A 20,607-nucleotide genomic window follows, 5' to 3' on the forward strand; every position below is an offset into this window, starting at 1 on the left:
GAAGGTGAAGCGGGTACTGATGGTGAAGCGGGTACTGATGGTGAAGCGGGTGGTGACGCGGTGATGACCGTATCCGTAGATCATCATGGATCCGCCGCCCCTCCGGCCCCTCCCGTACGCTGGCGCAGTGAGCTGGCGACGAGCGCTTAAGGACACCGCGCGTTCGGGGCTCGCCGTGGAGAAGACACGGCTCGAACCTCTCGTCGCGGTGCGCGGAGCGGCAGGGCTCGCGATCGTGATCGCGGCGAGCCTGTGGGCCTTCGGCCCGGCCGTCGCCGCGAGTTCGGCGTTCGGCGCGTTCCAGGCGGCGATCGCCACGTTCCAGCGCAGCTGGCGCCCCCGCCCCGAACTGGCCCTCGCCTCCGGTACGAGCCTCGCCGTCTCCACCTTCCTCGGCTACCTGACGATCTCGCAGGAACCGCTCTTCCTCGCCCTGCTGGTGGTGTGGACGTTCGCCGCGGGGATGAGCTGGGCCGCGGGCCCGACCATCGGCCTGATCGCGTCCTCGAACGTGGCGATCATGCTCGTGACGGTCACCCTGCCGACCTCCGTCGCCCAGGCCGCGGGCCACGCCGCCATGATGATCGTGGGCGGTGTCGTCCAGGCCGCGCTGATCGTGCTCTTCCCCGTACGCCGCTGGGGCGCCCACCGTGACGCGCTCGCCGACGCCCTGGCCGCCGAGGCGGACTACGCGCGGCGGCTGCGCCACGATCCCGTCGCGTCCTTCGACCCGCTGCCCCTGATGGAGGCCCGCAACGCCGCCGCCGTCACACCCCGCCAGGCCCGCCGCCGCCCCGCCGAACTGCACGGCGCCCGCGGCATCGCGGAGCGCATCCGTCCGGTACTCGCCTCCCTCGCCGACCCGGCGATGGGCGTACCGGCGGAGGGCCGGGCCCGCGACCGCGTCCGTGAACTGCTCGCCGCCGCCGGCGCCATCCTCGACGTGGCGGCCCACTCGATCCGCCGAGGTGAGCCCGTCACCGTCCCGGGCGCGGCCCTGGCCACCTTCCGCACCCCGGACACCGGGAGCGTCCTCACCGGCCGCCCCTACCGCGCGGCGTCCCGCCTGAACACCCTCCTCCAGGACGTGCTGGAGACGGCGGGCGGCAACACACCGAAGGGCACCGACCGGACCCCGGTCGTCGGCGTCGCCCCGGCCGCCCCCTCCCAGCGCCCCGGCAGCCGCAGCCGCCCCACCCTGCTCGCCCTGATCCCCACGGCGCTCAGGGCGATGCGCAAGGAACTGCGCAGGGGTTCCCCGATCACCCGGCACGCCACCCGGGTGTCCGCGGTCGCCGCCGCCGGCTACGTCCTCGGCACCGCGCTGCCCCTCGGCCACGGTTACTGGGCCCCGCTGACCTCGGTCATGGTCATGCGCCCGGACTTCTCACAGACGTACAGCCGGGCCGTCGCCCGGCTCGGCGGCACCGTCGTCGGTGTGGCCGTGGCCACGGCGGTGGTGCGGCTGGCCGACCCGGGCACGTACCTCTCCGGCACCCTCGCCGTGGTGAGCGCCGCACTCATGTACCTACTGATGCGTACGGGCCAGTTCGCCGCCCAGGGCTGCATCGCCGCGTACGTCGTCTTCCTGCTCGGCATGGGTGGCGAACAGTGGACGCAGACCGTGCCAGAACGCGTCCTGCTCACCCTGCTCGGCGGACTGCTGGCGATGATCGCGTACGCCGTCTACCCGGCCTGGGAGACCCCGCGGCTGCGCACCCGCCTCGCGGACTGGCTGGCGACGCAGGGCCGTTACGCGGCCGTGGTCTTCGACGCCTACGCCGATCCGGCCCTCCGCAGCGCCCCCGACGTCCGTGAGGCCCTGCTCACCGCGCGCACCGCCCGGGCGGCCTGGCACACGGCCGTGGCCCGTGCCACCGCCGAACCGGTCCGCCACCGCGGCCTCTCGCGGACCGCCGCCGACGACGCCGAGGACGCGCTCGCCCAACTGGGCCGCGTGGCCATGCTTCTGGAGGCCCACCTTCCGGAACGCGGCGCGACTCCGGTCCCGGCAGCCGCCGCCCTCGCCGAGGCCCTGCGCGAATCCACCCAGCAGGGCGCCAAGGCCATCCGCGAGCGCCGGGTCCCGACCTGGGACGCGGTACGGGCTGCCGTGGAGGCCCTGGAGACGGCACCGCCGGGCGGGGAGGAAGCCCTGCTCGTTCCGGCGCGGCTCGTCCTCGACGCGCTGACCGAACTGTCCGAGGCGCTCGACACGGCCGTACCGCCCATGACGCTCGACGGGACGTCGACGGGCACGGATCCGGTCGCGAAGACGGGTGGTGTCAGGAGCCCAGGCTCGCCGTAGGCAGGCCGGGCGGCAGGCCCTCACCCTCGGACCTGGTGTACGTCTCCGCGCCGAAGCCTTCCCAGGTGACCTTCAGGGTGGTGGCGTCGACGGAGTCCACCATGCCCTCGGCCCGGTCCTTGTTCCCGTCGGTGCACTTCAGCGTGATCATGCGCATGTCGGAGGTCTTGCCCGCCGTGCCGCTGCAGATGGATCCGCTCGTCGAGAAGAGGCCGGCCTCCTTGCCGGTGATCACCAGGGCCACGGCCTTGCCGCCCTTGGTGGTCAGCCAGTTGCCGTCCAACTCGCCGGTGTCGGTGCCGGTGCCGGCGTCCGCGGACTGGGTCGGCTCGGCGCTGGCCGCGGACGACGGGTCCTTGTCGCCGCCACCGCCGCCACCGCCGCCTCCACCGTCACCGTCGCCGCTGCAGCCCGTCGTGAGGGCGAGCGCGGCTGCCAGACCTGCGGCTGTGGCCGCGATGCGCGTGTGCCTGCGCGTGCGGGGGAAGGTCGCCGAAGTCACTGAGCCTCCAGGGGTGTGGCCGGACGGGTCCAACCGCTGCAAGTTACCAGCAGTAGGCGCGCCCGTTCCCCGGGTGCGGGCCGGTGGGGGCTGATCGCGCAGTTCCCCGCGCCCCTGAGGAACCAGGTCGTTCGCTCGTGCAGCCCGGTGGGGGTTGGCCGCGCAGTTCCCCGCGCCCCTGAGGGGGGCAGGCCTATGTGTCCGTGCGGGCCGGTGGGGGTTGACCGCGCAGTTCCCCGCGCCCCTCCAGGAGCACGGGGAACTCCGCCCCGCCTTCAGGGGCGCGGGGAACGGCGCGCTCAGCCCCCGCCGGCCCGCAGTCGAAGTGCAACCTCAGCCACCCCACTCCACCTCACCCCACCCACCCCTACCAGGAAGACTTCCGTACCCCCGGCAGGAAGCCTCCATGGGCCAGTGCCCGCAGGTTCACCCGGGAGACTCCGAACGTTCGGAGATACCCCCGCGGACGCCCGTCCACCGCGTCCCGGTTACGCACCCGCCCCGCCGCCGCATCCCGCGGCTGCCGCCGCAACTCCCGCGCGGCGGAGGCCCGTTCCGCCTCCGTCGAGGACGGCCGGCGCACGATCTCCTTCAGTTCGGCCCGCCGCACGGCGTACCGCGCCACCACCACCCGCCGCGCCTCGTTCTTCGCGATCTTGCTCTTCTTCGCCATCAGACCTTCACCCCGCGGGCCCGGATCCGGGCCACCGCGGCCTCGACGCCGATGACGTCGACCGTCTTGATGCCCTTGGTGCTCAGCTTCAGCCGTACGTACCGCCCCTCGCCCGGCAGCCAGTACCGCTTGCTCTGGATGTTCGGGTCGAAGCGGCGCGACGTGCGCCGGTGTGAGTGGGAGATGGCGTTGCCGAAGCCCGGCCGGGCCCCGGTCAGCATGCAGTGTGCGGACATGGTGAGTGACGTACCTCTCTCGATTCACCCCATTCCCCTTATTGGTAATGGGAGTCGTTTTCATATACTAGCCACATGGCACGCAACGAACTCCGCCCGGTCGTCAAACTCCGGTCCACGGCCGGGACCGGCTACACGTACGTCACCCGCAAGAACCGCCGCAACGACCCCGACCGCATGACCCTGCGCAAGTACGACCCCCGCGCCGGCCGGCACGTCGACTTCCGAGAGGAGCGCTGAACGTCATGCGCGAAGGAATCCACCCGGCGTACGGGCCCGTCGTCTTCCGGGACCGGGCCGCGAACCACGCCTTCCTGACCGGCTCGACCATGACGAGCGAGAAGACGATCGACTGGGAGGACGGCAACACGTACCCGGTCGTCGACGTCGAGATCTCGAACGTGAGCCACCCCTTCTACACGGGCACGGCCCGCGTACTGGACACGGCCGGCCGCGTCGAGCGCTTCGAGCGCCGCTTCGGAAAGCGCGACGGCCATGGGGGCGGCCAAGGGGACGGCAGGCGCGACGGCCAGAGCGGGGAGCGCTGATGCTGTCCGTCGCCGTCGTCGGCGGGCTGCACGCCGACGCGCGCCGGCAGGCCGTGGAGCGGCTGCTCGCCGACGTGCCGGGCGCCGTGGCACTGCACCACGACCTCGCGACGGCCGTGCAGGGCACGGTGGTACGGACCGTCCGCGACCGCACCGGCATCGTCTCGGCCGGTGAGGCACCGCTGGTCAACGACTGCGCGTGCTGCGCCCTGCGCGAGGACCTGGTCCCGGAGCTGGAGCGGCTCGCGGCGGACGGCGTGACCCGGCTCGCGATCGTCGAGCTGTGGGACTCGGTCGAGCCGAAGGCGATGGCCGAGGTGGTCGCGAGTGCCGGGCTCCGCCTGACGGGCGTCATCACCGCGGTCGACCCCGCGCTGGTGCTCCCGTACCTCGGCAACGGCGACGACCTCGCCGACGCGGGCCTCGCCGCCGCCGCGACCGACCAGCGCACCGTCGCCGACACCTTCGCCCGTCAGCTGGAGTACGCGCCGGTGCTGGCCCTCGCCGACTCGGCGGAGGCCGACGACGAGGACCGCGCCCTGCTGGCCCAGCTCCACCCGACCGCCCGCCGGATCCCGATCGATCCCGACGTGTCCGACCCCTCTCCGGTGACCCCCTCGCCCCTCGCCGCCGCCGCACTCGCCGGCTTCGACGTGGAGTCGGCCGCCGCGGCCCAGCATCCGGCCTGCGCGCTGCTGCCCGCCGAGGCGGACGAGTGCGGGGTCGCCACGCTCGTATGGCACCGGAGCCGGCCGTTCCACCCGGAGCGGCTCTACGCGGCGCTGGAGGACCTGGCCTGCGCCGCCGCGCGCAGCCGGGGCCGGTTCTGGCTCGCGGACCGGCCCGACACCCTGCTGCACTGGGACGCGGCCGGCGGCGCCCTGTGCGTGGAGAGCGCCGGGCCGTGGATGGCGTCCCTGCCCGACGCGGCCTGGGACATGGTGCCGCCGGTGCGCCGGGCCGCCGCCGCGCTCGACTGGCATCCCGAGCACGGCGACTGCTGCCAGCACCTTGTCTTCACCTCGCCGGGCCTGGACCGCGACGGGCTCGAACTGCTCCTGGAGTCCTGCCTGCTGACCGACACGGAGTACGCCGCCGGCCGCACCGCCTGGAAGCGACTCCCGCCCGCCTTCGACACCCTCCTGGAGGTCTGACCCATGGCCCGTGACGCCACTGGCGCCCGTAACAGCCGCACCCCTCGTGACACCGGACGCAAGGTGTCCCCGCCCCGGCCCAACCCGCTGGATGCGGCGAAGATCACGTACATCGACTACAAGGACACGGACCTTCTGCGGAGGTTTCTCTCCGACCGCGGAAAGATTCGCAGTCGCAGGGTCACCCGGGTCTCCGCCCGGCAGCAGCGACGGCTGGCCCGCGCGATCAAGAACGCCCGCGAGATGGCTCTGCTGCCCTACGCGTCCCGTTAGTCCCGGCCGCCACGCCGGCGCCGGCCGGTTTCGGGAAGCCCCCGCAGTCCCCGTCGCCCCTCTGTTCGCCAGGTCCCCCAAGGTCTCTGTGGTCTCCAGTGCCTCGACCGCCCCGGCCTGCCCGTCGGCCCCGCCCCGCCCGTTCATTTTCCGGGCGGGGCGGCGTCATGTCGGAACAGGAACGGCCCGGTGTGCGTCTCTTCCATTGACAGGGCGTGGAGTTGGAACGATTCGGGCTTCGCGACCGTCAAACCTGTAACCACGAGAACACCCCCCGTGCACGTGCATCTGCCCATGCATCTGCATGTGAAGACAGCTATGATCCGGGGCAGTTGACCACTGCATCTATGGCAACAGACGCCAATGCACCACCGGGGAGCGACCTGTGGACCACGACGTGTACAACGGCATGGCTGCCACGGAGCTGCACGAGGCGGCCTGGCAGAAGAGCCGGCACAGCAACTCGCAGGGTTCCTGCGTGGAGTTCGCCCGGCTGCCCGGCGGCGAGGTGGCCGTGCGCAACTCGCGCTTCCCCGACGGTCCGGCCCTCGTCTACACCCGCGCGGAGATCGAGGCCATGCTCCTGGGCATCAAGGACGGCGAGTTCGACCACCTGATAGCGGGCTGACGCCTGCAGCCGTCAGGGGCGCGTGCGGTGCGGTGGGTGCAGCGGATGTTCGGATGCACTGGGGTGTATACGGTCTTCGTGGCCCGCGACCCACGGCATGCCACAGCGCCCGGCGGCACCGGCGGCCCGTAACGCGCGTAGAGCCGCGGCGCGAAAAAAGCGCCGCGGTCCGTCACGCCGAGGGCCCCAGGCGGAACAGGGCCCACACGACCTTGCCGTTGAGGGTGTTGGCCAGCGGGTGCCATCCCCAGCCGTCGGCGAAGGACTCGACCAGGAACAGGCCGCGTCCCGACTCCGCCGAGAAGTCGTCGGAGTCGCCCGCGACCGGGCTGTCGTGGCTGGGGTCGCGCACCGCGCACACCAGTCTCTCGGTCCACCGCATCAGGTGCAGCCGCACGGGCGGTTCCTGGTCGGCGGAGCGGGGGGTGTCCGCGGGCAGCGCGTGCCGCAGCGCGTTGGTGACGAGTTCCGAGACCACCAGACAGACGTCGTCGAAGCGGTTGCCCACGTCCCACTGGTCGAGCGTGCGGCGGGTGAACTGCCGTGCGTCGCGCACCGCTTCGTAACGGGGCGGGAGGGCGCAGGAGGCGGCGTTGGAGACGGCCGCCGGGTCCAGTGGCGGAAGCCCCTGCCTTAACGGCTCCAGCATGGTCGATCCATTCGTCCCCATGCGAGGCACTCCCGGGGTTCGCGGTCGTTGCGATGCAGCGGTGGCGCTAGACCATCGTTCCGTCTGCGTTCAGCAGATGCAAGGGCAGATGCACGTGCACGCGCCCGAATTGGACCCTCCCATGCCGCTTCTTGGTGCTTTTTTCCGCCATCTCTCCGCCACATTTCTGGGTCTGGCTTGTCTTCTCCTTGTCGTTTCCTGTGTAACTCCCCTGAAAGCTTGCCGTTTCTGTAACCGAACGAGTACTGCTTGAAGTGTTTTAGTGGCAGACTGCGGCCCTTGAAGACGGGTTGGGGAGGCTGGCGAACGTGAGCGCGCAGGAGTCGGGATCGGTGGTACGGCGCATGCTGCTCGGCTCACATCTGAGGCGGCTGCGCGAATCGCGTGGGATCACCCGTGAGAAGGCCGGTTACTCGATCCGCGCCTCCGAATCGAAGATCAGCCGTATGGAGTTGGGCCGGGTGAGCTTCAAGACGAGAGACGTCGAGGATCTGCTGACGCTCTACGGGATCGCCGACGAGGCGGAGCGCAAGTCACTGCTGTCGCTCGCCAAGGAAGCCAACGTCGCGGGCTGGTGGCACAGTTACTCGGACGTCCTGCCCAGCTGGTTCCCGACCTATGTCGGTCTGGAGGGCGCCGCGGCCCATATCCGTTCGTACGAGGTGCAGTTCGTGCACGGGCTGCTGCAGACCGAGGCGTACGCGCACGCGGTCGTCACCCGGGGCATGAGAGGCGCGAGCGGAGCCGACATCGACCGGCGCGTGGCACTGCGCCTGGAGCGCCAGAAGTACCTCGTGTCGGAGAGCGCGCCCGAGTTCCACGTGGTGCTGGACGAGGCGGCGCTGCGGCGGCCGTACGGCGACCGGAGCGTGATGCGCGGTCAGCTCCAGCACCTCATCGACATCTCCCAGCGCCCGAACGTACGGCTCCAGGTCATGCCGTTCAGCTTCGGCGGGCACGCGGGGGAGAGCGGCGCCTTCACGGTGCTCAGCTTCCCGGAGTCCGATCTGTCCGACGTGGTCTACCTGGAACAGCTCACCAGCGCGCTGTATCTGGACAAGCGCGAGGACGTCGCCCAGTACGAGAAGGCGATGAAGGAGCTCCAGCAGGACAGTCCGGGCCCCGACGAGAGCCGCGATTTGCTCAGAGGACTGCTCCAACTCAGTTGAAACACCCGTACGATGACATGTGATCAGACCGTGAAGATGCATGGGCTGTTGCCTCGGGCAGCAAGGGATTGAGGGATCACATGTCGTCGTCCTACTTCACCGACCTGGCTCAGCAGTACATCGACGGCCGATGGCGTCCGGGTACGGGGTCCTGGGACATCATCGACTTCAATCCGTACGACGGTGAGAAGCTGGCCTCGATCACGATAGCCACGGTCGACGAGGTGGACGAGGCCTACCGGGCCGCCGCCCGCGCCCAGAAGGAATGGGCGGCGACGAACCCGTACGCGCGGCGGGCCGTGTTCGAGAAGGCGCTGCGGATCGTCGAGGAGCGCGAGCAGGAGATCGCCGAGGTGATCGTCGCGGAACTGGGCGGCACCCGGCTGAAGGCCGGCTTCGAACTGCACCTCGCCAAGGAGTTCCTGCGCGAGTCGGTCAACCTGGCGCTGCGGCCCGAGGGAAAGATCATCCCCTCGCCCGGCGACACCAAGGAGAACCGCCTCTACCTCGTCCCGGTCGGCGTCGTCGGTGTGATCAGCCCCTTCAACTTCCCGTTCCTGCTGTCGCTGAAGTCCGTGGCGCCCGCCCTGGCGCTCGGCAACGGCGTGGTCCTCAAGCCGCACCAGAACACCCCGATCGTGGGCGGTTCGCTGGTCGCGAAGATCTTCGAGGACGCGGGTCTGCCGGCCGGTCTGCTCAACGTCGTGATCACCGACATCGCGGAGATCGGCGACGCCTTCCTGGAGCACCCGGTCCCGAAGGTGATCTCCTTCACCGGCTCCGACAAGGTCGGCCGCCATGTCGCGACCGTCTGCGCCGCGCACTTCAAGCGCTCGATCCTCGAACTGGGCGGCAACAGCGCCCTGGTGGTCCTGGACGACGCGGACGTCGACTACGCCGTGGACGCCGCGGTCTTCAGCCGGTTCGTGCACCAGGGCCAGGTCTGCATGGCCGCGAACCGTATCCTCGTGGACCGCTCGGTGGAGACGGAGTTCACCGAGAAGTTCGTTGCCAAGGTGAAGTCCCTCAAGGTCGGCGACCCGAGCAACCCGGAGACGGTCATCGGCCCGGTCATCAACTCCTCGCAGGCGGACGCCCTTTCGTCCGTGGTGAGCCAGGCGCTCGCCGAGGGCGCGACCGCGCTCGTGCGGGGCTCCACCACCGACAACCTCGTCGAGCCGACCGTTCTGACCGGCCTGCCCGCCGCGTCCGACATCCTCCGGCAGGAGATCTTCGGCCCCGTCGCGCTCCTCGTGCCGTTCGACGGCGAGGAGGAGGCGGTACGGATCGTCAACGACACCCCGTACGGGCTGAGCGGCGCCGTGCACACCGCCGACGTCGAGCGCGGTGTCTCGTTCGCCAAGCGGATCGACACGGGCATGTTCCACGTGAACGACGGCACCGTGCACGACGAGCCGCTGGTCGCCTTCGGCGGCGAGAAGTCCTCGGGCGTGGGCCGGCTGAACGGCGAGGCCACGGTCGAGGCGTTCACCACCCAGAAGTGGATCTCGGTCCAGCACGGCCGCAGCTTCTTCCCGTTCTGAGCGGTTCCGACTTCTTCCCGTTCTGAGCAGTTCCGAGCGTTCCGAACGGTCCGAACGGTTCCGAGCAGTTCCGCGCCGACAGGTTCGCGCCGGGTCCCGTTGGGCCCGGCGCGCAGGGCGGCCCTAGGCTTGACCGCATGTCAGCGATCCGCCTTCTCGTCCTCGGTGCCGTACGTCAGCACGGCCGGGCCCACGGCTACCAGGTGCGCAACGACCTGGAGTACTGGGGTGCGCACGAGTGGTCCAACGCCAAGCCGGGTTCGATCTACCACGCGCTCAAGCAGATGGCGAAGCAGGGAATGCTGATCGCCCACGAGATCGCGCCCTCCACGGTCGGCGGCCCGCCGCGCACGGAGTACGAGATCACGGAGAAGGGCACGGAGGAGTACCTCACCCTGCTGCGCGAGTCCCTGACCTCGTACGACCAGAAGCCGGACGTGCTCTCCGCGGCGCTCGGCTTCGTGGTGGACCTCGGCCGCGACGAGGCGCTCGAACTCCTGGAGGAGCGGGTGCGGGGCATCGAGGAGTGGCGTACCGCCGTCACCGAGCACTATGTGCCCGACGACGGGCCGGGCCAGCTCGGTCACATCGGCGAGATCATGAACTTCTGGGTCCACTCCGCCGACAGTGGCGCCGAGTGGACCCGCGGCCTGATCCAGCGGATCAAGGGCGGCGCGTACACCTTCGCGGGCGAGGGCGAGCCGTTCGTCGGAGTGCTCCCGGAGGGTGAGAAGAACCCGTACAGCACGGGAGAAGCGCATCCGGAAGATGCCGAATAATCAAGTTTGACTAAAGCCTTCCGCGGGCATACCCTCCGCCTGTGAACTGGTAGTCAAGTTTGAGTAACGAGGAGATTCCTGTGGGGGATTCTCTGCAGGGGGATCCTCTGTATACGGAGGGAGCCCGATGACTGACGTGATCGTCGTCGAGGGCGTTCGGAAGCGGTACGGGAACAAGTACGCGCTGGACGGGCTCGACCTGAGGGTCGCGCGCGGCACGGTGCACGCGCTGCTCGGGCCCAACGGCGCGGGCAAGACGACCCTGGTCAGGATTTTGTCCACGCTGCTGCGGCCCGGCGGGGGCCGGGTCGAGGTGGCCGGACACGACGTGGTGACCGGGGCACGGGAGGTGCGCCGCCGGATCGGTCTGCTCGGCCAGCACGCGGCACTGGACGAAGAACTGGGCGGACACCAGAACCTGGAGATGTTCGGACGCCTGTACCACCTGGGCACCCGCCACGCGCGCGTGCGGGCCGACGAGCTCCTGGAGCGCTTCGGCCTCGCGGACACGGGCCGCAAGGCGGTGAAGCGGTACAGCGGCGGTATGCGGCGGCGCCTGGACCTGGCCGCCTCGCTCATCACCGAACCGGAGGTGCTCTTCCTGGACGAGCCGACCACGGGCCTCGACCCGCGGGGCCGGACCGAGGTGTGGGAAGCGGTGCGCTCCCTGGTCGGCGGCGGTACGACGGTGCTGCTCACCACGCAGTACCTGGAGGAGGCGGACCAGCTCGCCGACGGGATCTCGCTCCTCGACGGGGGCCGGATCGTCGCGGGCGGCACGGCGGACGAACTGAAGGCGCTGGCGGGCGGCGACCGTATCGACGTGGTGCTGCGGGACGGCGGCCAGCTGGGAGCCGCGGTGGCCCTGCTGCCGCTCGCCAGGGCGGAGATCTCGGTGGACGTGGACCGGCGGCTGCTGAGCGCCCCGGTGGTGGACCGCATGAAGGCGCTCGCCGGGGTCGTGCGGGCCCTGGAGGAGGCCGGGATGGAGGCGGAGGACGTGGCGCTGCGGCGGCCGACGCTGGACGAGGTGTTCCTGCGGCTGACCGCGGACGGCGACCTCGCCCCCGACCCCGCGAAGGAGGCGGTGTGAGCACGTACGCGCTGAGCGATTCCTGGGTCATGACCCGCCGCGAACTCGCCCACTGGGCGCGGCAGCCGGTCCAGGTCCTGTTCGGGCTGGTCTTCCCGGTGATGCTGCTGCTGATGTTCAGCTACCTGATCGGCGGCGGCCGGGGCGTCGAGGGCGACTACGTCGACTTCCTGGTGCCCGGCATGTTCGCGCTGACCATGGCCTTCGGCCTGGAGGGCACGATGCTCGCCGTCACCCAGGACCTCAACAAGGGGGTGATCGACCGCTTCCGCTCGATGCCGATGGCCAACGGGGCGGTCCTGGTGGGCCGTTCGGTCGCCGACATGCTCCAGTCGGCGCTCGGACTGCTCGTGCTGATGGGGGTCGGGTACGCGCTCGGCTGGCGCGCGCACGGCACCCTCGGCGCCTTCCTGGGCGCCGTGGGCCTGCTCCTGCTGCTGCGGTTCGCGATGCTGTGGATCGGCATCCTGCTGGCGATGGTGGCGGGCAAACCGGAGATGGTGCAGGCGGTGCAGATCCTGGTCTGGCCCGTCGGCTTCCTCTCCAACGCCATCGCGGCCCCCGAGTCCATGCCGGACTGGCTGGCCACGTTCGTCGCATGGAACCCGCTGTCCCAGACGGCGACGGCGGTACGCGACCTGTTCGGGTCGCCGGGCGCCGAGCCGGGCCACGTCTGGGCGGCCGTGGCCTGGCCGCTGGCCCTGCTGGCGGTGTTCTTCCCACTGGCGGTACGGAGGTTCGCGGCGCTGAGCAAATAGCCGGGCAGGTGCTCCGGCAAGCAGCGGCGGCGGGGTGGCCGGGAACCCGGCGGGAGCCCGGCGGGAGTCCGGCCACCCCGCGGCCTTCAGTGATGGAAGCCGGTCGCCGCCTCCTTGTCCCTCGCCAGCGGTCGCGACTGGCAGCGCAGTTCGGGCAGGAGGCGGTGCAGGTCCTCCAGGAACAGCTGGGCGAGGTCGGAGGAGAAGCCGTTGCGGCACACCACTCGCAGCACGGACAGGTCCTCGCGGTGGGCGGGAAAGGTGTACGCGGGCAGCAGCCAGCCCCGCTCCCGCATGCGCCGGGACACGTCGAAGACGTCGAACGCCGTGACGTCCGGGGCGGTGGTGAAGGCGAACACCGGCAGCTCGTCGCCCCGGGTGAGCAGCCGGAACTCGTCGAGGGCCCCGATCCGTTCCGCGAGCCCCATGGCGACGTCCCGGGTCGTCTGCTGGACGGCCCGGTAGCCCTCCCTGCCCAGCCGCAGGAAGGTGTAGTACTGCGCCACCACCTGGGCGCCGGGCCGGGAGAAGTTGAGCGCGAAGGTCGGCATGTCACCGCCCAGGTAGTTCACCCGGAAGACCAGTTCCTCCGGCAGCTCCGCGGGTGAGCGCCACAGCGCCCAGCCGACACCCGGGTAGACCAGCCCGTACTTGTGCCCCGAGGTGTTGATGGAGGAGACCCGCGGCAGCCGGAAGTCCCAGACCAGGTCCTCGTCGACGAAGGGCGCCACCATCGCGCCGGACGCGCCGTCCACATGGACGGGGATGTCCAGACCTGTGCGCTCCTGCAACTCGTCTAGCGCGGCGCAGAGTTCGGCGATCGGCTCGTACGACCCGTCGAAGGTGGAACCGAGGACGCCCACGACCCCGATGGTGTTCTCGTCGCACAGCTCGGCGGCGGCTCGCGGGTCGAGGTGGAAACGGTCGCCCTCCATGGGCACCTGGCGGGCCTCGACCTCCCAGAAGTTGCAGAACTTGTCCCAGCAGACCTGCACGTTGACACCCATGACGAGGTTCGGGCGGGCTCCCGGATACCGGTCCGCGTTGCGCTGGGTCCAGCGGCGCTTGAGCGCCATGCCGGCGAGCATGCACGCCTCGCTCGACCCGGTCGTCGAACAGCCGACGGCGGCGGCCGGATCCGGCGCGTTCCACAGATCGGCGAGCATCGCCACGCACCTGCGCTCCAGCTCGGCCGTGCGCGGGTACTCGTCCTTGTCGATCATGTTCTTGTCCCGGCACTCGCCGAGCAGCACATCGGCCTGCGGCTCCATCCAGGTGGTGACGAAGGTCGCGAGGTTGAGCCGGGAGTTGCCGTCCAGCATCAGCTCGTCGTGCACCAGCTGGTAGGCGGTGGACGGGGCCAGCGGTCCGTCGGGCAGCCGGTGCTGGGGCGGGGCCTCGGTCATGCCGTCGACCGGATTCGCCTCTCCGTAGAAGGGGTTGACGGTCGAGCGGTGCTCGTCGGACTTCGCGGGGCCTTTGTGGAGCGCCATGATGCCTCCGGTCGTCGGGGGTGGGTTCCGGGGGAGCAGGCTCCATGGTGGGCCACCACCCAGTCATAAGCGGGTAAAACCGGCAGAGCGGCCGATGGATTTCCCGCTTGCACCTCACGCGACGGGAGGCCGCAGCCTGGACCGCGTACCGAAGAACCGCATACCGCGTGCATCGAGAAGGAGGGAGCGGAGGCCGTGAGCCACTCCGTGGGAGAGGTCGCAGGATTCGCCGGAGTGACGGTGCGGACGCTGCACCACTACGACGAGATCGGGCTGCTCGTGCCGAGCGGGCGCAGCCACGCGGGCCACCGGCGCTACAGCGACGCCGACCTCGACCGGCTGCAGCAGATCCTGTTCTACCGGGAGCTGGGGTTCCCGCTCGACGAGGTCGCGGCCCTGCTCGACGATCCGCGGGCGGACCCGCGCGCACACCTGCGCCGGCAGCACGACCTGCTGACCGCCCGCATCGAGAAGCTGCGGAAGATGGCCGCGGCCGTGGAACACGCCATGGAGGCACGCACGATGGGCATCAACCTCACACCCGAGGAGAAGTTCGAGGTCTTCGGCGGGAGGGACCCCGAGGAGCACGCCGAGGAGGCCGGGAGCCGCTGGGACGGGACGGAGGCGTACGCCGAGTCGCAGCGCCGGACCGCCCGCTACGGCAAGGAAGACTGGAAGCGCATGCAGGCCGAGGCCGCCGCCTGGGGCGGGCGCTACGACGCCCTCATGGCCTCCGGCGAGTCCGCCACGGGGGAGCCCGCCATGGACATGGCCGAGGAGCACCGGCAGCACATCACCCGCTGGTTCTACGCGTGCTCGTACGACATCCATCAGGGTCTCGGCGAGATGTACGTGTCCGACGAACGGTTCAAGGCGTTCTACGACTCCGTGCGCCCCGGGCTCGCCGAGCACCTCAGGGACGCGATCACGGCGAACGCGGCACGGCACGAGGGATAGGGCCCGTCACGGGAACGGCGGCCCGGTAAGGGGCGTCGGCAATGGCGGACGCCCCTTACCTAGGCGTCGCGCTACTCCTTGACCATCACCACGGCCGTGCCGTACGCGCACACCTCCGTGCCCACGTCCTGCGCGTCCGTCACGTCGAAGCGGAACATCAGCACGCCGTTGGCGCCCCGGGCCCTTGCCTGCTCGACGAGCCGTTCCATGGCCTGGTTGCGGGTCTCCACCAAGGTCTTGGTGAGGCCCTTCAGTTCGCCGCCGATCATCGACTTCAGCCCCGCGCCGATCTGGCTGCCCAGATGCCTGGAGCGGACGGTCAGTCCGAAGACCTCACCGATGACCTGCTCGACCCGGTAGCCGGGTACGTCGTTCGTCGTCACGACCAGCACGTCGGGCCGGGGACCCTGGCCCCCGCCGTATTCTTCGATACCCATGGCCCACAGCTTTGTCCCAGTCGGGGCACAGTGCATCCTGTAGGAGCCGGTGGAACCTGGTCCCATCGTGGCGCGTTGATAACTTTGGTCGGCCACACCTTCGCCCGCCGCCGCATCCACCACCCTCAGGAGCCCGGAAACGTGACGACGCTTGCCCTTGGCCCAAGCTGGTTGGATCCGGACTACCTGCTGGACTCGTTCGGTATCTGGGGCCTGCTCCTGATCGTCTTCGCCGAGTCGGGCCTGCTCATCGGCTTCTTCCTGCCGGGTGACTCGCTGCTGTTCACCGCGGGCATGCTGATCACGGCCGGCACCCTGGACTTCCCGCTGTGGGGCGCCATCGCGCTGATCTGCGTCGCCGCGATCCTCGGTGACCAGGCGGGCTACATGTTCGGCAAGAAGGTCGGCCCCTCGCTCTTCACCCGGCCGGACTCCCGCCTCTTCAAGCAGGAGAACGTCACCAAGGCGCACGAGTTCTTCGAGAAGTACGGTCCGAAGTCGCTGGTGCTGGCTCGTTTCGTGCCGATCGTGCGCACGTTCACGCCGATCATCGCCGGTGTCAGCGGCATGAAGTACCGCTCGTTCCTGATCTTCAACGTGATCGGCGGCATCCTGTGGGGCGCGGGTGTCACGGCGCTCGGTTCCTGGCTCGGCAGCATCGAGTTCGTCCACAAGAACATCGAGCCGATCCTGCTTCTGATCGTCTTCATCTCGGTGGTCCCGATCATCATCGAGTTCCTGCGCGCCCGAGGAAAGTCCAAGAAGAACGCGGCGAACGGCGCGCAGACCGAGCCCGACTCCGGCCACGCCCAGCAGGCGGCCCCCGTCATGGACGACCGCACGGCCCAGCTCCGCCAGATCCCGCAGCCCCACCAGACCGGCTACGACCAGCAGTACGGCCCGCGGCACGGCCAGGACCAGGGCTACGGAGACCAGGGTTACGGCGACCAGGGCGGCCAGCAGCAGTACGACCAGTACGGCAACCAGATCCAGCAGCAGGACTACTACCAGCAGCAGCCGTACGGTCAGGACCAGAACTACGGCCGGCAGCAGTACCCGCAGGGCTACGGGCAGAACGCCCAGCAGTACCCCGAGGACCAGCAGCAGTACCAGCAGGGCCAGCAGCAGCCCTACCCGTACGGCCAGGACTACCCGAGGAACTGACTGAGCCCCATGACTGAGCCCCAGTGGGGGCGCCCTGAAGGGGCGCGGGGAACTGCGCGACAAGCCCTCACCGGCGGTCGGTCGCACAACGACGGCCGCCACCCCGCCCCTCAGAACCCCCGAGTCCGCTTCGCCGCGCGCCGCGCACCGGCGGCAGCTCCGGGCAACCGCAGGAACAGCCGCGAGATCTCGGACCCCAGGTTCATCCCGATGGCGATGGCCATCGCGAGCGCGGCCGCCTTGGAGAGCTGCACAAGGCCCTGGTCGACGTCGTTCTGGGCGATGGCGAGCAGCCCGAAGTACGTCGCGGAACCGGGCAGCAGCGGCCCGATCGCCGCGGTCGTGTACGGCAGCGCGGAGGCGAACCGGTAGCGCGACATGAGCTGCCCGAAGAGCCCCACCAGACCGGCCGCCACCGCCGTCGAGGCGACCGGCGAGATGTCGCCTGCGTAGTGCATCGCGCCGTACACGCTCCACGCGACCCCGCCGTTGAGGGTCACGACCAGCACGGTCGAGCGTTCCTGCTGGAGCAGGACCGCGAAGGCGAGCGTCAGGAGCATCGACGCGCCGATCTGCCACAGCGGCCGGTTCGTCGAGAGCAGGGCCGCGTCCGGGTTGAGCTGGGCGCCCAGCGTCACACCGAAGTACAGGATCACCAGGACGCCGATGACGATGCCGACGTAGAAGTACATGACTTCCAGGAGCCGGGCCGACGCGGTGATGTAGTAGCCGGTCAGCCCGTCCTGCACGCCCGCGACGAGCGCCCGTCCGGGCAGCAGCGCGAACAGCCCACCGGTGATCACCGCGGACGCCCGTACGTCGACGTGCGCGATCGTGAGCGCGGCGCCCAGCGCGGCGGCCGGCATCGCCGCCACCGTGAACTGGTAGAACTCCGGCAGCCCGCGCCCGGCGCACAGCCACGCCAGCCGGTCGCCCAGCATCGCGCCGACGACCGCCGCGACGAACACGATGATGTCACCGCCGACGAGCACGGAGGCCGCGCCCGCGAGCAGCCCGGTGGCGAGGGTCAGCACCCAGCCGCTGTACGGGTGCCGGTTGCGGCGGATCTCCGCGAGCCGCCGGTAGGCCTCCTCAAGGGAGACCTCGGTCTGGTCGTCGCTGATGTCGTCGACGAGCTGGTACACGGCCGCCAGCCGCGTGTAGTCGGTGCCCCGGCGCCGCACGGTCCGCGACGCGGTCACCGGGTCGTCGACCAGCGACGGCTGGTACGAGATCGACAGCAGGGTGAAGGTGACGTTCGGCTCGCAGCGGTCGAGGCCGTACGAGCGGCAGACGGCGAACATCGCCGCGTCCACGTCCTCGGCCCCCTCCCCGCCCGCGAGCAGCAGCTCGCCGACGCGCAGGGTCAGGTCGAGGACGCGCGGCACGGCCGGGCCCTCGTCCTCCGTCTTCTGCACGGTCTCGGGCACGGGCCGGTCGGCGACCGGCATGCGCAGCATCGTGCGCATCCGGTCCTGCCAGGGGGCGTCCTTGGTGAGGTCGACCCGCGGTATGCCCGCCGGGGGCGTGAAGGCGGGCGGCGCGTCCCTGGAGCTGTACGTCCTCGGCACGCTGAACGCCGACCCCTCGGCGGGATCGGCGGCGGGCGTCTGAGGGACGCCGTAGCCCTTGGGCAGCGCGAACTCGGACGTCGTCGAGGACTCCTCCTCGACCGGCGGGGCCTGTGTCACCACGCCGCTCGGCGGAACGAAGGCGCTGCGTGCCTCGTCCGACTGCGGTTTGCGGTCCTCGGCGTCCGGTTCCGTCACGCACTACTCCTGGTTCGCACGTCCAGTACGCCCCAGTATGCGCACTGATACACCAACGGGCCGCGCAACCCGGTCGGGGTCACGCGGCCCGCAGGACACATACAGGGAGATCAGTGACCGCCCGCGTCCTTGGCACGCTTGTACGAACGCTCGATCTCGGCCTCGGCGTCCGTACGGCCCACCCAGTTGGCGCCCTCGACGGACTTGCCCGGCTCCAGGTCCTTGTAGACCTCGAAGAAGTGCTGGATCTCCAGACGGTCGAACTCCGACACGTGGTGGATGTCCCGCAGGTGCTCCACGCGCGGGTCGTGCGCGGGGACGCACAGCAGCTTGTCGTCGCCGCCGGCCTCGTCCGTCATACGGAACATGCCGATCGTGCGGCACTGGATGAGGCAACCGGGGAAGGTCGGCTCGTCCAGGATGACCAGCGCGTCCAGCGGGTCGCCGTCCTCGCCGAGGGTGTTCTCGACGAAGCCGTAGTCGGCCGGGTAGCTGGTCGAGGTGAAGAGGCGACGGTCCAGACGGATCCGACCGGTCTCGTGGTCCACCTCGTACTTGTTCCGTGAACCCTTCGGAATCTCGATCGTGACGTCGAACTCCACCGGTGGCTCCTCCATGATCAACACATAGTTCTGGTGGTTAAGTGTCCCTCACGCAGGTGTGTGATCGCGAAAGGGGCTGGTGGTCGTGCCAGAGCTGAGGGCTTGGCGGGCCGCGAGACCGCATGTGGTGCGGGTCGCGCGATCCGTGGGACCGCAACTCGTACGGGCGGCGGAAGCCGTGAAGCCACCGCTCGTACGGGCGGCGGAAGCTGTGAAACCACCGCTCGCCCGGGCGACAGGAGTCGTGAAACCGCTGGTCAGGCGGCCGTCCACCGTGCAGTTCACGACGGGTGCCGCCGCCCTCGGACTCGTCGTGGCGGCCACCGTGGTCACCGCGGCCGGGCCCTGGGACTCCACCGGCCAGCGTACGGCGGAGCGCGACCGGGCCGCATCGTGGGAGCGCGCAGGTGGCGCAGATCACGGTTCGGTGTCCGGTACGTCCGGCAAGGAGCCGGCGCCCGCGCCGAGCGCCGTGTCCGTGCTCGCGGGCGTCGGCGGCTCCGTGGGGTCCGTACCGTCGCCCACGGAGAAGGCGCTGGGGGGTGTCCTGGGGCCGCTGCTCGACAACCCCTCGCTCGGTTCCAGCCGGGCGGGCGCCGTCGTCGACATGGTCACCGGCAAGCGGCTGTACGGCAAGGGCGCGGACACCGCGCTGACCCCGGCCTCCACCACGAAGATCGCCACGGCCGTGGCGGCGCTCACCGCGGCCGGTCCGGACCACCGCATCGCGACCCGGGCGGTCCTGGAACCCGGCACCGAGGAAGTCGTCCTCGTCGGCGGCGGCGATCCCACGCTGACCGCCCGCAAGGACGCGGACGGCAACGCGAGCCTGCGCGACCTCGCCGACGACACGGCCCGCGCCCTCAAGTCCCGCAAGGCCGGCAAGAGCGACAAGGGCGGCAAGGCGGGAGAGGTGACGCTCTCGTACGACACCTCGCTGTACGCGGGCTCGGCCGTGCACCCCATCGGCGCCGACAACACCAACCTCGCCCCGGTCACCGCCCTGATGGCCGACGAGGGCCGCCTCGACGACTCCTCCAGCGGGCCCGCGGACCGCAGCGACGACCCGGCGGCGGACGCGGCCGAGAAGTTCGCCGACCTCCTGCACGAGCGGGGCATCAAGACCACGGTCCCCGGCACCTCCAAGGCGTCGGACCGCGCCAAGACCCTCGCCACCGTCAAGTCGCCGCCCCTGTCCGCACTCGTCGAACGCATGCTGACCAGCAGCGACAACGACATCGCCGAGGCCCTTGCCCGCCAGACCGCCCTCGCGGCGGGCGAACCGGCGAGCTTCAAGGGCGGCGGCACGGCGACCCGTGAGCAGCTGAAGAAGCTCGGGCTGCCGCTCAAGGGGGCGAAGTTCGCGGACGGCAGCGGTCTGGACCGCGCGGACAAACTCACCGCGGACCTGCTCACGGCCCTGCTTGCCGAGGCCGCCGACCCGGACCGCCCGGAACTGCGCCCGGTCCTCACCGGCCTGCCCGTCGCCGGCTTCACCGGCACACTCAGCAAGCGGTACGCGGGCCAGCCCGGCACCGGCCTCGTACGGGCCAAGACCGGCACCCTGACCGGCGTGCACACCCTCGCGGGCACGGTCGTGGACACCGACGGCCGCCTGCTGGCCTTCGCGTTCCTCACCGAGTCCGACCCGCCCACGGACGCCGCGACCACCCAACAGGGCCTGGATGCCCTGGCCTCGACCCTGGCTGAGTGCGGCTGCGACTAGGTCGTTTCTGATGGCTCTTGTCGGGTGGGGTGGACCAAGCTTCTGAGCGGGCAGGTGCGGGGCATGGTGCGGCGGCATGAACTGAGTGATGCGCAGTGGCGGAGGATCGAGCCGTTGCTGCCGG

Annotated in this window: 22 protein-coding genes; 14 read left to right on the forward strand and 8 right to left on the reverse strand. The window is 70.5% G+C overall.

Annotated features, from left to right (window positions below; genetic code table 11):
• Window positions 1-127 precede the first annotated feature (127 nt).
• Window positions 128-2,308: an FUSC family protein gene (locus C6Y14_RS20550; protein ID WP_107018180.1), complete on the forward strand. Its 2,181-nt coding sequence runs from the start codon at window positions 128-130 to the stop codon at window positions 2,306-2,308.
• Here C6Y14_RS20550 and C6Y14_RS20555 read toward each other — a convergent pair.
• The 3 genes from C6Y14_RS20555 to rpmB form a co-directional block, all read right to left on the reverse strand.
• Complete coding sequence (locus C6Y14_RS20555) at window positions 2,286-2,810, reverse strand: hypothetical protein (protein ID WP_107018181.1); 525 nt, start codon at window positions 2,808-2,810, stop codon at window positions 2,286-2,288. The genes C6Y14_RS20550 and C6Y14_RS20555 overlap by 23 nt on opposite strands.
• Before the next feature lie 367 nt (window positions 2,811-3,177).
• Window positions 3,178-3,483 (reverse strand): 30S ribosomal protein S14, encoded by a 306-nt coding sequence (gene rpsN, locus C6Y14_RS20560; protein ID WP_107018182.1) that lies wholly within the window; start codon window positions 3,481-3,483, stop codon window positions 3,178-3,180.
• Window positions 3,483-3,719: a 50S ribosomal protein L28 gene (gene rpmB, locus C6Y14_RS20565; protein ID WP_107018183.1), complete on the reverse strand. Its 237-nt coding sequence runs from the start codon at window positions 3,717-3,719 to the stop codon at window positions 3,483-3,485. The genes rpsN and rpmB overlap by 1 nt, the downstream gene beginning before the upstream one ends.
• Window positions 3,720-3,794: 75 nt before the next feature.
• Between rpmB and rpmG the strand changes: the two genes are divergently transcribed.
• The 5 genes from rpmG (at window position 3,795) to C6Y14_RS20590 (ending at window position 6,322) form a co-directional block, all read left to right on the forward strand.
• Window positions 3,795-3,959: a 50S ribosomal protein L33 gene (gene rpmG / locus C6Y14_RS20570; protein WP_107018184.1), complete on the forward strand. Its 165-nt coding sequence runs from the start codon at window positions 3,795-3,797 to the stop codon at window positions 3,957-3,959.
• A gap of 5 nt (window positions 3,960-3,964) precedes the next feature.
• Complete coding sequence (locus tag C6Y14_RS20575) at window positions 3,965-4,267, forward strand: type B 50S ribosomal protein L31 (RefSeq protein WP_107018185.1); 303 nt, start codon at window positions 3,965-3,967, stop codon at window positions 4,265-4,267.
• The gene (locus C6Y14_RS20580) at window positions 4,267-5,421 is read left to right on the forward strand and encodes a GTP-binding protein (RefSeq protein WP_107018186.1); all 1,155 of its coding nucleotides are present in this window, start codon (window positions 4,267-4,269) and stop codon (window positions 5,419-5,421) included. Before C6Y14_RS20575 ends, C6Y14_RS20580 begins: the two co-directional genes overlap by 1 nt.
• 3 nt (window positions 5,422-5,424) lie before the next feature.
• The gene (rpsR, locus tag C6Y14_RS20585) at window positions 5,425-5,694 is read left to right on the forward strand and encodes a 30S ribosomal protein S18 (protein WP_107018187.1); all 270 of its coding nucleotides are present in this window, start codon (window positions 5,425-5,427) and stop codon (window positions 5,692-5,694) included.
• Window positions 5,695-6,079: 385 nt separating this feature from the next.
• Window positions 6,080-6,322, forward strand: coding sequence for a DUF397 domain-containing protein (locus C6Y14_RS20590; RefSeq protein WP_079103477.1), 243 nt, complete (start codon window positions 6,080-6,082; stop codon window positions 6,320-6,322).
• 172 nt (window positions 6,323-6,494) lie between these two features.
• On the opposite strand, the gene C6Y14_RS20595 is transcribed toward C6Y14_RS20590, so the two are convergent.
• A complete protein-coding gene (locus C6Y14_RS20595) occupies window positions 6,495-6,992 on the reverse strand; it encodes an ATP-binding protein (protein WP_199854788.1) in 498 nt (165 codons plus the stop codon).
• A 344-nt stretch (window positions 6,993-7,336) separates the two neighbouring features.
• On the opposite strand from C6Y14_RS20595, the gene C6Y14_RS20600 reads away from it, so the two are divergent.
• From C6Y14_RS20600 to C6Y14_RS20620, 5 genes are all read left to right on the forward strand, one after another.
• Window positions 7,337-8,161, forward strand: coding sequence for a helix-turn-helix domain-containing protein (locus tag C6Y14_RS20600; RefSeq protein ID WP_107018190.1), 825 nt, complete (start codon window positions 7,337-7,339; stop codon window positions 8,159-8,161).
• A gap of 80 nt (window positions 8,162-8,241) precedes the next feature.
• Window positions 8,242-9,705, forward strand: a complete 1,464-nt coding sequence (locus tag C6Y14_RS20605; protein WP_107018191.1) for an aldehyde dehydrogenase family protein — start codon at window positions 8,242-8,244, stop codon at window positions 9,703-9,705.
• A gap of 137 nt (window positions 9,706-9,842) precedes the next feature.
• Window positions 9,843-10,484 (forward strand): PadR family transcriptional regulator, encoded by a 642-nt coding sequence (locus C6Y14_RS20610; RefSeq protein ID WP_107018192.1) that lies wholly within the window; start codon window positions 9,843-9,845, stop codon window positions 10,482-10,484.
• Window positions 10,485-10,611: 127 nt separating this feature from the next.
• Entirely contained in the window at window positions 10,612-11,577 is a 966-nt protein-coding gene (locus tag C6Y14_RS20615) for an ATP-binding cassette domain-containing protein (RefSeq protein WP_107018193.1), read from the forward strand.
• The gene (locus tag C6Y14_RS20620) at window positions 11,574-12,335 is read left to right on the forward strand and encodes an ABC transporter permease (protein ID WP_225891177.1); all 762 of its coding nucleotides are present in this window, start codon (window positions 11,574-11,576) and stop codon (window positions 12,333-12,335) included. The genes C6Y14_RS20615 and C6Y14_RS20620 overlap by 4 nt, the downstream gene beginning before the upstream one ends.
• An 86-nt stretch (window positions 12,336-12,421) precedes the next feature.
• Here the strand turns inward: C6Y14_RS20620 and C6Y14_RS20625 are convergent, their stop codons facing one another.
• Window positions 12,422-13,828 (reverse strand): glutamate decarboxylase, encoded by a 1,407-nt coding sequence (locus C6Y14_RS20625; RefSeq protein ID WP_107018194.1) that lies wholly within the window; start codon window positions 13,826-13,828, stop codon window positions 12,422-12,424.
• A gap of 195 nt (window positions 13,829-14,023) precedes the next feature.
• On the opposite strand from C6Y14_RS20625, the gene C6Y14_RS20630 reads away from it, so the two are divergent.
• Window positions 14,024-14,785, forward strand: a complete 762-nt coding sequence (locus C6Y14_RS20630) for a MerR family transcriptional regulator (protein ID WP_107018195.1) — start codon at window positions 14,024-14,026, stop codon at window positions 14,783-14,785.
• 71 nt (window positions 14,786-14,856) lie between these two features.
• Here the strand turns inward: C6Y14_RS20630 and C6Y14_RS20635 are convergent, their stop codons facing one another.
• On the reverse strand, window positions 14,857-15,222 hold the full coding sequence (locus tag C6Y14_RS20635; protein ID WP_107018196.1) for a YbjQ family protein: 366 nt from the start codon (window positions 15,220-15,222) through the stop codon (window positions 14,857-14,859).
• A 141-nt stretch (window positions 15,223-15,363) separates the two neighbouring features.
• On the opposite strand from C6Y14_RS20635, the gene C6Y14_RS20640 reads away from it, so the two are divergent.
• Window positions 15,364-16,386 carry a DedA family protein gene (locus tag C6Y14_RS20640; protein WP_107018197.1) on the forward strand — a complete coding sequence of 341 codons (1,023 nt, stop codon included), beginning with the start codon at window positions 15,364-15,366 and terminating at the stop codon, window positions 16,384-16,386.
• Between the two features lie 110 nt (window positions 16,387-16,496).
• Here the strand turns inward: C6Y14_RS20640 and C6Y14_RS20645 are convergent, their stop codons facing one another.
• Complete coding sequence (locus tag C6Y14_RS20645) at window positions 16,497-18,155, reverse strand: threonine/serine exporter family protein (RefSeq protein ID WP_107018198.1); 1,659 nt, start codon at window positions 18,153-18,155, stop codon at window positions 16,497-16,499.
• Window positions 18,156-18,265: 110 nt separating this feature from the next.
• Window positions 18,266-18,757, reverse strand: coding sequence for an inorganic diphosphatase (locus tag C6Y14_RS20650; protein ID WP_107018199.1), 492 nt, complete (start codon window positions 18,755-18,757; stop codon window positions 18,266-18,268).
• A gap of 79 nt (window positions 18,758-18,836) precedes the next feature.
• Between C6Y14_RS20650 and dacB the strand changes: the two genes are divergently transcribed.
• A complete protein-coding gene (dacB, locus tag C6Y14_RS20655) occupies window positions 18,837-20,483 on the forward strand; it encodes a D-alanyl-D-alanine carboxypeptidase/D-alanyl-D-alanine endopeptidase (RefSeq protein ID WP_107018200.1) in 1,647 nt (548 codons plus the stop codon).
• Window positions 20,484-20,607: the final 124 nt, after the last annotated feature.

This window comes from Streptomyces dioscori, assembly GCF_003024195.1.
Classification (GTDB): Bacteria; Actinomycetota; Actinomycetes; order Streptomycetales; family Streptomycetaceae; genus Streptomyces; species Streptomyces dioscori.